The 15,849-nt window shown below is 47.0% G+C and carries 11 protein-coding genes; all 11 read right to left on the bottom strand.

The features are described 5' to 3' along the window. Positions 1-493 precede the first annotated feature (493 nt). The 11 genes from ARB69_RS08995 to ARB69_RS08940 all read right to left on the bottom strand — a co-directional run bounded on the left by ARB69_RS08995 (position 494) and on the right by ARB69_RS08940 (position 15,664). Entirely contained in the window at positions 494-1,507 is a 1,014-nt protein-coding gene (locus ARB69_RS08995) for a DUF5643 domain-containing protein (RefSeq protein WP_050638771.1), read from the bottom strand. Between the two features lie 2 nt (positions 1,508-1,509). Beyond that, positions 1,510-2,064, bottom strand: coding sequence for a sigma-70 family RNA polymerase sigma factor (locus ARB69_RS08990; protein WP_050638772.1), 555 nt, complete (start codon positions 2,062-2,064; stop codon positions 1,510-1,512). Positions 2,065-2,992: 928 nt separating this feature from the next. Then, positions 2,993-4,837, bottom strand: coding sequence for an ABC transporter ATP-binding protein (locus tag ARB69_RS08980; protein ID WP_055152724.1), 1,845 nt, complete (start codon positions 4,835-4,837; stop codon positions 2,993-2,995). Next, on the bottom strand, positions 4,830-7,154 hold the full coding sequence (locus tag ARB69_RS08975; RefSeq protein ID WP_055152722.1) for an ABC transporter ATP-binding protein: 2,325 nt from the start codon (positions 7,152-7,154) through the stop codon (positions 4,830-4,832). Before ARB69_RS08975 ends, ARB69_RS08980 begins: the two co-directional genes overlap by 8 nt. Positions 7,155-7,188: 34 nt before the next feature. Continuing rightward, the gene (locus ARB69_RS08970; RefSeq protein WP_050638776.1) at positions 7,189-7,644 is read right to left on the bottom strand and encodes a MarR family winged helix-turn-helix transcriptional regulator; all 456 of its coding nucleotides are present in this window, start codon (positions 7,642-7,644) and stop codon (positions 7,189-7,191) included. Positions 7,645-8,003: 359 nt separating this feature from the next. Beyond that, positions 8,004-9,203 carry an MFS transporter gene (locus ARB69_RS08965; RefSeq protein WP_330377587.1) on the bottom strand — a complete coding sequence of 400 codons (1,200 nt, stop codon included), beginning with the start codon at positions 9,201-9,203 and terminating at the stop codon, positions 8,004-8,006. A gap of 66 nt (positions 9,204-9,269) precedes the next feature. After that, positions 9,270-10,655 (bottom strand): MATE family efflux transporter, encoded by a 1,386-nt coding sequence (locus ARB69_RS08960; RefSeq protein WP_050638777.1) that lies wholly within the window; start codon positions 10,653-10,655, stop codon positions 9,270-9,272. A gap of 304 nt (positions 10,656-10,959) precedes the next feature. Further along, positions 10,960-12,321 carry a dicarboxylate/amino acid:cation symporter gene (locus tag ARB69_RS08955; protein ID WP_050638778.1) on the bottom strand — a complete coding sequence of 454 codons (1,362 nt, stop codon included), beginning with the start codon at positions 12,319-12,321 and terminating at the stop codon, positions 10,960-10,962. A 446-nt stretch (positions 12,322-12,767) separates the two neighbouring features. Then, positions 12,768-13,625 (bottom strand): DeoR/GlpR family DNA-binding transcription regulator, encoded by an 858-nt coding sequence (locus tag ARB69_RS08950; RefSeq protein WP_055152720.1) that lies wholly within the window; start codon positions 13,623-13,625, stop codon positions 12,768-12,770. Between the two features lie 87 nt (positions 13,626-13,712). Then, complete coding sequence (locus ARB69_RS08945; protein ID WP_055152718.1) at positions 13,713-15,287, bottom strand: IS66 family transposase; 1,575 nt, start codon at positions 15,285-15,287, stop codon at positions 13,713-13,715. Further along, positions 15,284-15,664 (bottom strand): hypothetical protein, encoded by a 381-nt coding sequence (locus ARB69_RS08940; protein ID WP_055152716.1) that lies wholly within the window; start codon positions 15,662-15,664, stop codon positions 15,284-15,286. The genes ARB69_RS08945 and ARB69_RS08940 overlap by 4 nt, the downstream gene beginning before the upstream one ends. Positions 15,665-15,849: the final 185 nt, after the last annotated feature.

Here is a 15,849-nt window from a genome sequence, read left to right as displayed (position 1 = left end):
ATAGTAAATTAGCCACTCCTTAAAGTCTCCAAAAACCCCCTTTTCCCCAAAAGTTCCCCCGTCAATATACTCATTATAATTATTAACCCCATCAATAGCAAGTAAAGAACCTCTCCCTTATCTCTCCCGGCCGTTCTTGTCAAACCAATCCACCACTATCCGCCTCCCCTCATTACTCCCGCCCGGATGCACCAAAGCGACGTGAAATGCGCTGCGGTAAGCCCTTCACATACACACATGGCGGTTTGAAGAGCTCCCAGCGCGTTTAGCAGCAGTAAGACGGAAAAGAGCAGAATTGCATGACTGAACCCTGATTCCGAATCAGGGTTCAAGCGGACCTGAGGCGTGTAAGCATCGGCTTACACGCTGAATGTCCGTGGTGTCATGCAATTCTGCTCTTTTCCGTCCTACTGCTGCTTAAAGCGTCCGCCCTTCAAACCGCCATGTGTGTATGTGAAGGGCTTACCGCAGCGCATTTCACGGAGCGCCCCCTTCATCGAACCTCAATCGTGAAAGCCTCTCCAACTTGCTCAAAATCATGACTAAGTCTCCCGCTTGTTTCCGGATACTTAACCGCATAGGGCGTCAATGTCAGCGTCTCCGCCTCATCGCTTAAATTCCCGGCCGAGTTATCAATGACGAACCTTCCGCCCTCTTTATTGGATGAGCTTACATAGAAACTTACCGGATTGCCCAGATTATCCGTGCCCTCAAGTTTCATATCATAGTCATTTTTATTTCCGTCATTGGTATAAAATATTTTCTGTCCCATGGCGTTGCTCGTATACTTCGTAAATGTGATATTACATCCATCCGGCAGCTGGTACCGGTATGTGAGGTCAATGGTCTGCGTATCAGCAGAAAGCTGTTCCCCGCTGGCAGTAAATTTAAATTCCCAGCCGCCCCTGTTTTCCTCATAATCGCTGAACCGTATGGCCACGTTGACCTCCCGGCTCAATTCCGCCAAATCCACCTGATTCAGATAATATTTCATCACCACTTCCCGCGTATGTTCATCGGTAGTGTAAGAGCCTCCGCCTGCTGCGCCCGATGCCCGCACGCCATTGATGTAAACATTTCCCATCAGCCCCGGCCCGCCTTCTGTGATAGCATCTTCATAGACCTCTGTCGTCGAAACAACGAGCTCATCCACATCCAACACCACAGAATTCAGTGTAATCGTTATCCCGTCTTCCGTCACAGACTGATTGACAATCTGTTCATACGGCGCCAGATTCTTATCAATCCCGAGAAAAGCGCCGATCCGGTAGGACAATTGTTCCACCGCATCTGCCACGGCTCCCCGAAGAGGCATGACTGTCAAAAGGGCAAAAGCTGCTGCCGCACATACGCCTGCCATAACATATTTTTTCCTGCCTTTTCTTCGAACCCTGCCAAGAACCTTTTTCTTCGTCCTTTTTGCTTCCACCTCCGACCACGCTTCCTCCTGGTACGCATCGGCCTCAGAATCTATGTCATTCAACATCATATATATATTACTCTTCATATTCATCTCTCCTTCTGCTCTCTTGGATACAAGTTTCTGATTTTACGTTTTCCACGGGATACATGATTATAAACAGCCGACTCCTGCATGCCCATCTCCCTGCTCACCTGGCTGATATCCTGTTCTTCAATATAAAGCCTCCGAAAAAGCTCCTGATCCCGTGGGTTCAGGCATGAAAGCATCTGTTCCAGCTCCTTTGATATCTCCTGGTCAATCAGCCTCTGATAAGCCTCTTCCTCCTTTGCCGCGGCCACATCCTCAATATTTTCCACCTCCAGCTCCCTGCGGTGCTTCCGCAGGCAGTCGATGGCACGGTATCGTGAAACTCCCGCGATCCAGTTCTTAAAAGAATTCTTCATACAGTCAAAATACTGGATGTTATTCCACACCTGGAAGAAAATATCATTCATACATTCCTCCTGATACTGCGGCAAAGCATAAAGATGCTTTCTCACAACCGACTTCACAAGCCCCCCATACCGCTCAATAATATAGGCGAGAGCCGACTCATTATGCTGCTTTAGCTCCCTGATATAATTTTCCTCATTAATTTTCATAATCTGCGTCCTTCTCAAAATTGTAAGCTTACAAAATATCGTTACACCTATTATTACGTACAAACAAGGGGGAAGTCTATCAGAAAGTTGGAATTTTTTTCGGAGGGGGGACGCTGTGCGGAATTGGAATATGCCTCTCCTGGATGCGGAATCAGGATATAAGTGCCGCTAATCAAAATCGGAGCCGCCATGATGAACACCGCGGACACTTGCGGGAATTCTGATGAATTCCCACTTCGGGTCTGCTTGTTTTCAGGCCTTGTGGGCCTGAAAACAGTTCACATGGCGGCTCCGATTTTGATGAAGCGGCACTAATATCCTGAAAGACGCATCCAGGAGAGGCATATTCCAATTCCGCACAGCTGGGTTCATCCTCCGTAAGGAAAAAACCTTTCTGATGCCCGGGACTTCGACGGGGGCGGCGGATTGAGTTGAATTGACGGAACATTGTATGCCCCAGTAAGTGATAGTTTGAAGTTTTTCACCACTTGTAATAATCTTGCTTTTTAACCCAATCGGGTCATATAACTTCCCTATCCGCCAATTCCCATCCGCCTCCCCCGTCCAGGCTCCCCAAAAGAGTTTTTTCTTCCTGCCGGATGCGCCCAGCCTGCCTGGGCCAGGGAGATGGCTGCCTCCGCGGCAAACCGGGATGGTTTTCGGAAGCATCGAGCGCACGGTCTAGAAGTTCTTGCGCAAAATGAGCCGTCCACGAGGGATGAAAAGTGATTTTCCAAATCACTTTTCAGTACAACCTGAGGCCAGAAAGCATCAGGCTTTCTGGCTGAATGTTGTACGTGCCCTCGTGGACGGCTCATTTTGTGCTAGAACTTCTCCGTAAGCGGCCTGCTTCCGAAAACCATCCCGGTTTGCCGCGGAGGCAGCCATCTCCCTGGTCCAGGCAGGCGCCCCCACCAGCAATAAACCTCTACCCCGCCGCCCTCTCGAATTGGGAATTGTAGAGTTCTGCATAGAACCCGCCTTTGCGGATCAGTTCTTCGTGGTTCCCCTGTTCTACGATGTCTCCATCTTTCATAACAAGGATGATATCGGCATCCCTGATTGTTGACAGCCTGTGGGCTATGATAAAGCTGGTTCTGCCCTTCATCAGGGTGTCCATGGCCTTCTGAATCTGGATCTCTGTTCTTGTGTCTACAGAGCTGGTTGCTTCGTCCAGGATCAGGATCTTTGGATCTGCCAGGATGGCTCTTGCGATGGTTAGGAGCTGTTTCTGGCCCTGGGATACGTTGCTGGCTTCCTCATTCAGTTCCATATCATAACCGCCCGGAAGTGTCTGGACAAAACGGTGCACTCTCGCTGCCTTTGCCGCTTCGATCACTTCTTCGTCTGTTGCATCCAGTTTTCCGTAACGGATGTTATCCCGGATGCTTCCGTGGAACAGCCACGTGTCCTGAAGCACCATGCCGAACATCTGGCGCAGTTCGCTCCGGTTGAAGTCTTTGATATTATGTCCATCAATCAAAATGGCTCCGCTGCTGACATCATAAAAACGCATTAATAGTTTGATCATCGTGGTCTTACCCGCTCCGGTGGGCCCTACGATCGCTATCTTCTGGCCTTCTTTTACCCTGGCAGAGAAATCATTGATAATAATTTTGTTCTCATTGTAGCCAAACCGTACATGGTCGAACTCGACATTGCCCTGCAGACCTTCCACGGATACCGGATTCTGCACAGTCTGGTCTTCTTCCTCTTCCTCCAGGAATTCAAACACACGCTCGGATGCCGCTGCTGTGGACTGCAGCAGATTGGCTACCTGCGCTACCTGCTGGATCGGCTGCGTAAAGTTTCTTACATACTGCGTAAAGGACTGGATATCTCCAACCTCGATTGTACGCTTTGCCGCCAGATAACCTCCCAGAATAACAACTACCACATACCCCAGGTTCCCGACAAACTGCATGATCGGCATCATCATACCGGATATGAACTGGGACTTCCATGCAGAGTCGTATAGTTTATTGTTGGTTTCTTCGAATTCTTCTATTACATCTTTTTCTTTATTAAATACCTTTACGATGTTATGGCCGCCATATACTTCCTCCACCTGTCCGTTGACTTCACCGAGGTATTTCTGCTGTCCGCGGAAGTACTTCTGGGAACGTTTCATGATCACGGAAATGAAACCGATGGAAAGCGGAAGTATTAAAAGCGCCACTACTGTCATCAGAGGACTGATCGAGAGCATCATGACCAGCACACCGATGATTGTCGTAACTGAAGTAATCATCTGGGTCATACTCTGATTCAGGCTCTGTCCCAGCGTATCTATATCATTGGTCACTCTGGACAGCACTTCACCATATGTCTTTGTATCAAAATAATTCATCGGCATTCTGTTGATTTTTTCTGATATCTCTCTCCTCAGACGGTATGTCATTTTCTGGGAAATGCCGGTCATCAGAAAGCCCTGAACAAACGAACACAAGGCGCTCACCAGATACAGGCTCAGCGTAAAGATCAGGATCTGACCGATTTTCCCAAAATCCATGCCGTCTCCGCCGGACACTTTGCTGACCAGGCCGTTGAATATCTCCGTAGTTGCCTTACCAAGGACCTTCGGGCCAATGATGTTAAAAATCGTACCGCCGATCGCAAATACGATTACGAAAAACAGCTGTATTTTATATTTGCTCATATATTTGAGCAGTTTTTTTACGGTTGCTTTGAGATTCTTTGGCTTCTCACCCGGAACCATACCCTTCATAGGGCCCCGTCTGCCCATAGGCCTTCTGCCGCCTTCTCTACTCATGGCTGTTTTCCTCCCTTCCTTTCGTGTCTGACTCTGCTGTCTCCATCCCCGCCTTCAGTTCTTCCTCCGACAGCTGGGATGCCGCAATCTGCTGATATACTTCACAATTCTTCAGCAGCTCCCGGTGTGTACCCTTCCCTGCCACCATACCATCGTCCAGAACAATAATCTGTTCCGCATGCAGGATCGTACTGATACGCTGCGCAACAATCAGTACCGTGCTGTCTGCCGTATTTTCCTTCAGCGCTCTTCTAAGCGTAACATCTGTCTTATAATCCAGCGCAGAAAAACTGTCGTCGAAAATATAGAGATCCGGATGTTTTGCGATCGCTCTGGCTATGGAGAGGCGTTGTTTCTGTCCGCCCGATACATTCGTTCCTCCCTGGGAAATCGGGCTCTCATATTTTTGGGATTTTTCTTCAATGAATCCGGCAGCCTGTGCGACTGCTGCTGCCTCTTCCATCTCCTCATCGCTGCCCTCCGGGTTCCCATACATAATATTAGAAGCAATGTCGCCGGAGAACAGCACCCCTTTCTGCGGCACATATCCCAGCTTATCCCGCAGGTCATGCTGGGTTATATCGCGGATATCTATGCCGTCCAGGGTAATACTGCCTTCCGTCACATCATAAAACCTTGGAATCAGATTCACCAGCGTGGACTTGCCGCTTCCCGTGCTTCCGATGATCGCAGTTGTCTCACCCGGCTTCGCTGTGAAATCAATATCGTGGAGCACGTCTTCGCTTGCCCCCGGATATCGGAACGATACATGGTCGAACTTCAGAACGCCCTGCATTTTTTCCGGCAGCTTTACTGCTTCCTTCGGATCATGTATTATGGTTTTGCTTGTAAGCACTTCATCTACACGGTCCGCAGAAACGGCCGCCCTTGGCAGCATAATGGAAATCATGCATAGCATCAGGAAGCTGGCAATGATCTGCATTGTATATTGAATAAAGGCCATCATATCCCCGACCTGCATCTGTCCGCTGTCAACGCCGTGGGCGCCGCTCCAGATAATCAGAACGGAAATGCCGTTCATAATCAGCATCATAACCGGCATCATGAATGTCATGGCACGGTTTACAAAAAGGGTCGTTCTCGTCAGATCCCTGTTTGCCTTGTCAAAACGCGCTTCCTCGTGCTTTTCCGTCGAAAATGCACGGATAACGGATAACCCTGTCAGAATCTCCCTTGTAACCAGGTTCAGCTTATCTACCAGGGTCTGCAGAATCTTAAACTTCGGCATAGCCACGGTAAATAGAACCAGAACTACCAGGCCGATCAGGATCACTGCCAGTGCAATGATCCATGACATGGATACATTGGTATGGAATACTTTGTAAATGCCTCCCACGGCCATAATCGGTGCATATAATACCAGCCGCAGCAGCATAACCAGCAGCATCTGGATCTGCTGGATATCGTTTGTGCTCCGCGTGATCAGAGACGCAGTTGAGAAGTGGTCGAATTCATTGTTCGAAAAGCCGACAACCTTCCGGAATACTTTTCCTCGGAGATCACGTCCTGCAGTTGCACCCACGCGGGAAGCCATAAATCCTACCAGAATGCTGGCTGCCATCCCCAAAAATGCAAGTCCTACCATCTTCGCCCCCGTAGACAACAGGTAACTGTTCTGCAGTTGATCTGTGTCCACGTTCAGCCGTGTGTATGCATCCTTAATGTACACTTTGGCAGCCTGGTCTATCATAGTCGACGGCATGTCGGAAAATTTGTCCTCTATCTGCTTCGTCACCTCAGAACGCTGCTCCTCAGGAATCATACCAAACAGTTCAAATACATCGGCTTCATCTATCTTTTTCAGCTGAGCGTCAATCTGTTCCTTTGCCTGCTTCTGCGCCTGCTCCTCAATCATAGCCTTCATTTTGTCTTTCATGGAGACTTCCATCTGGTCAGTCATATCGCTTCCGGATTCAAAGCCGGACACCAGCATCATCGGACTGCCAAGAATTGAGGACAGTTTTTCCACCTGCGCTTCATCCTCTGCGGCCTTACTCTTCAGGACATACACAGAACCGTCATAGTCATACCCTGTGTCCTTCTCCTTCAACTGATAAGCTTCTTTCACTGTATCCGCATCTTTGCTGCTTACAAAAAGCAGAAGCTTCTCCATATCATCCGCCGTAACTGCTCTCGGTATCGATTCGTCAATACCGCCCTGCTGAATCCCGACATTCACAATGTCCGAAGTATATCCGGGCAGCGACAGGTCGCAGTACGCCTGTATGATGAGGACTGCCAGAATCGCTATAACGGCTTTCCAGTACATCCCCATATACTTAAATAGTTTCTTCATAATATCTCCCTTTCTGCATATACTATCATGTCTGTCATTTTAAACCGGAGAGTTCTTTTTCCTCTTTTAAATTCTCCTGCATCTGAAGCAGAAGTCTTCTAAACAGCAGCTTCTCCTCCTGGCTCATGCCTTTGAACATGAGTTCATCCATCTGCTTCGCCACTTTTTTGGTATGCTCCAGGCACGCCTTCCCCTTATCAGTGGTACTCAGACGCATAATCCTCTGGTCTTTATCATCCGGCTTACGCCTGATGTATCCCAGACGTTCCATCTTCCCGATTGCCGCAGTAATAGACGGCGGAGTCACATTCATCTTCGAGGCAAGTTCCCGCTGGGACATCTCTCCAAAATGTTCCAGCATAAAGAGAATCCCCGCCTGCCCAATCTTTAAATCATACTCATCAAATAACAGCCTGGCCCGATTCATGCTCATATGCATGATCTGGCTCATAATCCCAACTGTGGGAACATGGTTGGCATCACAATTCATATAAATCTCCTTTCCCGGAATCCCTATCCCAAATCCGAAAATTAGTTAGACGTTTAACGATTATATTAGTAGTATTATATAGAAATGTCAATATATGGTTCAATATTTCACAGTTTTTTAACAATTATGCATCACAATTAATTAGTTATGTGAATTAATATAATAACAAGGCACAGGTTATCAAGAAACCGTCTTCCTGTTTCGCATGCATTGCGTTCACACATAGAGTTTCTGAGAGTGCTCAGATAAAGGGCGGGGGTGAAAATTCATTGCTGTAAGCAATTTTCACCCCCGCCCAAGTATTTCTTCACAAAACAGCAGCCCGCGAAATCGGAAGACTGCTTCCCGTCAGGTTCCTGTCACAGGTTTCTGTCCGGCATCCTCTGTACTTTCCCGGCCCGCCTCCCCAATAGTATCCCCGCCATCCCAACAGGAAATACAATGGCAAAAAGCAGGCCCGCCTTCAGCCCCCATCTCGGGAATTGTTCCGCCACTACGCCCGTTAGTCCCGGCCCCGCCATGCATCCGGCATCTCCAGCCAGTGCAAAAAACGCAAACATTGCCGTTCCTCCCCGGGTACATTCTCTTGCCGCAATACTAAACGTACCCGGCCACATAATTCCCACTGAGAGCCCGCACATCGCACAGCCCAGCAGGCTCAGAACCGGAACCGGCATAAAGACCGCGAACAGGTAGCTTATGATACACAAAATACTGCTGCCCAGTATAAACTTCTCCAGAGGGATTTTGTCCCCGCATTTTCCGTAGAATACCCGGGATGCCCCCATCAATGCCGCAAACGCGCAGGGTCCCATCAGGTCTCCCATCGTTTTCGATACCTGCAGGCTGCTTTCCGCAAAGTAGGAAGCCCATTGGGACATGGCCTGCTCGGATGCACCGGCGCAGAGCATCATCAGAACAAAAATCCAGAACATTTTCATGGAAAAAAGCTTTCTTACCGGCAGCCTCTCATCTTCCTCAACCAGGGTACGGATCGGAACTTTTGTAAAAACAAAAATATTGACAAACGGAACCACGGCCCAGATAACCGGCAGGTAATTCCAGTGTTCCATCCCGAATACTTTAAAGCCCAGCGTGGACAGTATCACCACGCCCACCTGCCCGAAGCAGTAAAAAGAATGAAGTAGGCTCATCGCCTTTTCCTTCTCCCCCGAAGGTGCAGCCTCCACAATCGGACTGATCAGGACTTCGATCAGTCCGCCGCCGATCCCGTTCAGCACAATAGCTGCCAGCAGGCCCAGATAGGGATCCGGCATCACGAACGGGAACAGGCCCATTCCCACAAGCCCTGCGGATGCCATGATGTGAGCGGCCACAATACTGATTCTGTAGCCAATACGGTCCACATATTTTGCGGCCAGCAGGTCAACCACAAGCTGTACGCCGAAGTTCAGTGTAATCAGGAAACCGATTCTTTCCACAGATATATCGAACTGGTTTTGAAAGGTCAAAAACAGCAGCGGCCCCAGATTATTAACGATTGCCTGGGTAATGTACCCTGTATAGCAGGCATAAATTGTTTTTTTATAACTTTTCATCATCTCCATATGTTCAGAACAGGGGGCGCGCAGGTTACTATGCACGGCTCCTGTTATCGTTCCTTTCTATTCTGCTATTGCTTTTTTCTTCCACCGTCCGGCGCGGTAGCAGAGAACTGTAATACACGCTCCCAGTATCCATGAGATCAGCAGGGAGATAAAAATACATGCACTGTTTCCGTTAGGCATGGAATCGGATCTGGTCAGCCACGCGATACCATAGGCCAGCGGAACGCGGATTACAACTGTGGTCACCATAGAAATCCACATCGGCGTCACGGTATCGCCTGCCCCTCTCATTACACCCGACAGACACTGGGTCACCTCCATGGCGATATAGCCCACAGCCAGTATCTTCATCATGGAAAAGCTTAATTCCACCAGTTCCGGTGTGGAGGTAAATATGGACATCAGATATCTGCCGAACAGCAGGATCAGGATGGTGATCGCCGTAGACGTTCCGACTGCTATGGCAGTCCCCTGCTTAGCCCCCTGCACAACCCGGTCCATCCGGCGCGCGCCCACATTCTGGCCGGAATAAGTGGTCATCGCAGTTCCAAAAGAAAACGCCGGCATGACTGCAAACCCATCCACACGCATCACTATCACATTGGCAGCGATAAACATTTCACCAAAGCTGTTTGTCAGAGATTGTACAATAATCATGGACAGCGAAAAAATCGCCTGGGTTAACCCGGAAGGCAGCCCCAAACGTATCAGGCCCCACATATACTTCTTCTCCGGCACAAGGTATTCTTTCTTCATATCAAATACCTCTTTCATTCTGAGCAGCTTCCGCAGAGACAACAGCGCCGATACCATCTGCGCAATCACAGTAGCCAGGGCAACTCCGGCAACTCCCATGTTAAAATACGCAACAAATATGTAATCCAAAACAATATTCAGTACGGTAGCTACAAGCAGATAAACAAGGGCCGAAATGGAATCCCCCAAACCTCTGAGAATCCCGCCCAGAATATTATAAAATGCACACCCGATAATCCCCATAAACAGAATCATAAGGTACGAATTGCACCATCCGATAATCGTATCCGGCGTATTCAAAAGCCTCAAAAGCGGCATCGTGACGATCGGTGTGACCACCATAACCAGGATCGTTGTTATCACGGTCAGGGTAATACAACAGCCAATCGTTTTGGATAACTCCAATCTCTGCCTGGCCCCAAAATACTGGGACACCATGATTCCCACTCCGACCGAAATTCCCACAAACAGGACCAGCAGCAGATTGAGAATCGGCCCCGCGCTCCCGACTGCTGCAAGGGCATTATCCCCCACAAATCTTCCCACGATAATGCTGTCCACCGTATTGTACAGCTGCTGTGCAATATTTCCCATCAGCATAGGAATCGTAAATGCAACAATCCGTTTCCACGGGCTCCCCTCCGTCATATCTACCGGGGCGAATAATTTCTTCATACCTGTTAACATAAGGTAACCTTCTCTCTTTATCCTTCTAATTTCTATAGAACCGAAATACTTATAGTATAAAGGATTTCTCATACTATTTCCAGCTAAATGCAGCAAAAGATATTTCATTTTTTCAGCCATTTTTTCATCTGCTATTTCTGCCGCCTTAATATCTAATATGATTCAGAAAATCCTGCCCCTATATCGTGTTGAAAAAAGGCTGCAATGTGTTCAAAATCACTTCATTTTGAACACATTGCAGCCATCTTTGACCACATATTTTTCATTAAGACTGCGGTTCTCCGCCGTATAGAATCCGCAGGTTTTATTCCTTTTCCATTTTCTTATAATATTTTTCTTTATTGAGCACGCCTTCTTTTACGTTAATAATCAGATTCGTTGCTGCATCTCCGATGACATTCAGCGTGATTACCGCCATACCCGGAAGGTAATTCATTGCAAGTACAAGGGAATATCCAATCATGCATAAGTCACTGTTCAGGCCCAGCCCGGTCATAACTACATATACCATGGTAGTGCCGGCCACTGGAATTGCTGGTGTTCCCATTGCCGTACAGATCGAAAGGAAGGCCGCTACGACCAGGGTGGAAGGTTTGATATCGATGCCTGCCGCAGACGCGATAAATGTAACGGCGATCATGTGCATTGCGGTGGTACCGTTCATATTCACTGTCATACCTGTCGGCAGGACAAAACTGCTGATCTCTTCCGTACATCCAAGCTCATCCACACAGGTTCTCGTATTCAGCGGTAAGGTAGCTGCTGATGAATTCGTAGCCGCTGCAAACAAGCCAACCTTAAATGTTTTCTTCATGAACGGAATCGGATTCATCCGTGTTGTCAGCATGATTCCAATCGGATAAATCGTAACTACCAGTGCCAGACTGACTACGATTGTCGTCACGATCCACACCAGCGTGGGACCGATATATTCAATCCCATATACTGCAAGGGTTCTTGTAATCATGCAGAAAATCGCTATGGGGCCGGCCTCATCAATCAAGAAGTCCAGAAACCTCTGTACAATCTCGTTTAAGTTCTCAAGAACCTTTTTCAATGGCTCTGCCTTTTTCCCCATTGCCGTCATGCACAGGCCCATGATAATGGCAACAACTACTACAGACAGGATGGAACTGTTAGATGAAAATACGGAAAAGATATTTGACGGCACGGCATTTACAATTGTGACCAGGGGATTATATCCTTCCATGGTGACTGCCTCTGTCACCATCTCTCCCGGAAGCTTTACATCAAACCAGCCCATACTTTTCACGAAATAGGCCGCTGCCCCTGCGAGGGCTGCCGCCGCCGCATAGAAACAGATATATGTAATAAATGTCTTTCCGGCAATCTTGCCAAGGCGCTCCGGATCTGCCAGACTGCAGAGCGCCAGACTCAGAGAGGTGATGACCAGCGGAACGATCGACATCTGAAGTCCCCGCATAAATACCTGCCCGATAATATAGAACAGCCCGATTCCTTCGATTCCTTCTGTCGCCGTGATATCCTGAAAGAAAATGGCATGAATCGTATTCCAGACATCACTGTTTCCATTTCCAAGCAGAAATTCTCTCAGCAGCAGACACAAAAAACCGGCGCAGAATCCGAACAGTACTGCAAACATCATCCGCCTGATGATCGACATTTTTTTCCTTCTCTTACCCATAAAATCCACCAACCTCTTTCTTCTTTGCTTTTGCTTTGCATCGCTTCTCTATTTTTGGTTTTCCAAGAACGTCTCCGGCTTTCCTACCCAACCTATATCCCCCGTTGCCAAGAAGAAAGAAATGCCGGTTTTCAGGGCCTTACTCATACTTCTAAGGTTACACGCCCCTGTCTTTGATCTACTTTTATTTTACATTTTATGGTGATTAATGTCAACATTATTTCTGTGTTTCAAATATTTTTAGTTGTTTTTCACAACTTTTTTATCTTGTTTTTATGCACATTTTTGTTTTCAAAGCAATATATTCTGTGTTTCAAATATTTATACTGTTTATCTAGCCCAAAACAAAGAAAGCCGCCCAAAATGGCAGCTTTTCTAATGGAGTTTGTTTCACAGTATAGCCGAAAACTCAGGTGTTCAGTTTTAGTTTATAGGTGTAGTGTTGTTTAATATATAAGCTCTATCCCGTTCTCCCTGCAGTAATGTATCCAGATATCGCTGGGCTGTCTGTCTGTGATAATATAGTTTACACTCTTCAGATCAATCAGGCATACGAATGCCGTCTGGTCAAACTTGGTATGATCTGCAAGGAGGGCCACCTCATCCGCCTGCTCAAGCATAATCTTCTTAATCTCCGCCTCGCTTTCATTGGAGTCCTGGACACCCTTCTCAATATCCACGCTTTTGCAGCTGATCAGGGCCACGCTGACATGGTATTTGGACATGTTGCTCTTCGCGAGCTGTCCCTGGAGCGACAGCGATTTTTTATTAAATTCGCCTCCCACGGATATGACATTTACCGCGGACTGCTGAAATTCACGGAATACTTCCGTGGAGTTGGTCACAATTGTGACATCCGGATTATCCTGCATCAGCTTCAGCGCCTCCATAACGGTTGTGCTGGAGTCCGCTATAATGGTATGCTTCCCCTCAAGCAGCTCTGCCGTCTTGCGGGCGATATTCTGTTTTTCTTTCAGATTTTTAGACATTCTCTTATAAAAATGAATGCCTTCCTTCTGTACATCCGCATTCCAGATTGCTCCGCCATGGATCCTGGTTACAACGCCCTCGGCTTCCAGCTTATCCAGATCCCGGCGGATTGTCTCTTCCGTCACGGAGCACTGACTGCTCAGCTCCGCAACAGATACTTTCTTCATATTCTGAATACATTGCCTGATGACCATCAGTCTCTCTCTGCTCGACATGCTTTCCTTCCTCTTCTCATTACTATTTTCAGTGCCTGTTTTCTTTAATAATATACCCGCCACTAGAGTTTTAGCAAGAGTTTTTTCCTTTGAAGGCATTTTTTCCGTTACTATTCACAGTCGATTAGGGCATGACAAATAGAGCGGGTGTCATTTCCGCTTGATTTTTCATATTTGAATCGACTTTCAAAGAGGAGGTGATGAGGAAAAAACTTCTTCAACTGTATAGGGATTTCCGGTACACAAACGTTTTAGAGCGTCGATCTCATTGATGTGATTTCGGCGGCAGGTTTCTATGTATGTTCTGATGAGTGCATGATTGTCCGCTGCGGCTTCAGATTCAAATTGGCCAGATATTTTCATATGGGATTTCACACCACGAAGTCCACGTTCGCTGAGGTTGTTTGTGGTAGGCAAGCTGAAGTCCTCTACCCATAGAAAGTATGGTCTGCGATAAGTGGCAATTCTGTTCAAAAGGGTTCTTTCCCATGCCGCACCATAATTGTTGGGATCAGCCTCATTTTCAGACCAGCCGTTTGCAAGATATTCATCCACTTTCTTGTAAAATTGTGAGATGTAGGACTCATCAAAAGAAGACTCGTTCCGGGCAATCGCGTCATTGCGTTCCTTGATGGTTGAGCTGATAAGCTCCTTTAAATCGTCAGACCATTTATGACAGGTATTATCAGAGTTTTTTTGGCAGTCTCTTTGAAGATGCTGGTTACATTCGATGTTTTCGAAGCTGTATTTCTTGTTGTAGTTTACGGTATTGTGGTCGTGCATTGTTTTTGTGGCAGAAGTCAGGAGATTTAAAACGTTGTCATCATCAAGGCTCTCCATATCCTTATGGGCATGAGCGGTGTAATAAGCAATGGTTTCATCGCCATAAAAACGAAAGCAGGCTCTTTCTGTGAGGATCATGATTACCGTATCATCCCAGTAGATTATCTTGCGCGTGATGAGCAAAAGCTTAAGATCCTCTCGAAATTGAAGCAGTCCCTTTGCGGCACGCACCTGCAGCTTCGCAACATATCCCTCACATGGGGTTAATTCTCCGCCTGTGATACCATCGAGAAACATAGAGACCTTATTCATGGACGCATTGACAGTATTAGTGAGGGATAAAGCGAGTGCCTGTAATTCACTGCCATACTGAGCCTTTTCCTTGAGCGTCGGTGGTATTTGAGAGCGAAATACGGTTCCGCAATTATTACATTCGTAGTAAAAGAATTCATGCCTTATCTTTACTACTTTGATGCGTATATCGTATTCGTATTTGACCTCGGATTCGCCGGTAGGCGTGCAGTCAGAGAGACCACACTTTGGGCAACACTCATCATCCTGCAATGGATGTTCGATCGTTTCGGTCACCTCGGATTCATCCGGCTCTTTCAGAGATGATTTTTCGTGTCCAACCTGTCCGCCTTTAGGCTTGCCCGAACTACGTCGGGAGTTTGGTATGAGTTTGTTTTTATTTATCGGTGTTTGTGATGTCGGAGTACCGGTATTGCTGCCATCATGATTAAGAAGAGCCTCCGCATGGGCAAGCCTGTTTTGAAGTTCCTTGATAACAGCGTCCTTCTCGGACAAGGATTCTTGATATCGTTTTTTATCGGAATCCTTTGATTTTTGGAGACTCTTAACAGACCTGCGGAGACTGGCAATCTCCTCCTGGTAGCCGAGAATACGATCTTTTAGTTTTGCTATTTCTGCGGTTGCCTTTGCAAAGTCGCAACGCAGATCACCGGTAAACTTTATCATAGATTGTCAGGCACCTTTGTAAGAATAGCAGATATAGAACTGCATATTTTCTCGAAGGATCGAATAGTGGCTCTCAAAGCTTTTATCTCGGATTGGAGAGCAGATATCTCGTCATTTTTATCTGCCAAACTCTTTTCAAGAGATTTGATCCTTGAAGATGAACTGTCAGTAGCAGTATTAGTGGTTTTATTATCTGAAGATGAAGTTCTTCCGCGACGCCCGGAAGAGGGAATTAATTCCCCGGTTTCTGGATCAAGTGTACCAAGATATTTTCTCTTAGGTCTTGATTGCTTTGTGACGGGATCATAGTGAGGGGTAGACTCATAAACTCGGGTCTTGCCGGTTTTCTTATCATAATGACGAACGATAGTAGACATGGTGAATCTCCTTTCAACGAATAATGGCTATATATATTATATTATAACCACTACTAATTGTCAAGGGATAGTGGCTATAAATATATACAAATATGACCACTATGTTTGTGCATTATGGCAAAGAAAAAGAAGCTCTGTTACGAGCTTCCTAAAGAATGAACGCTAAATCGACTGTGAATAGTAAC

It is taken from the genome of Faecalicatena contorta (assembly GCF_001404335.1).
In the GTDB taxonomy this organism is placed as follows: Bacteria; Bacillota; Clostridia; order Lachnospirales; family Lachnospiraceae; genus Faecalicatena; species Faecalicatena contortus_B.
Note: the sequence above shows the minus strand (reverse complement) of the source record. Positions and strands in the feature narration are given on the sequence as shown.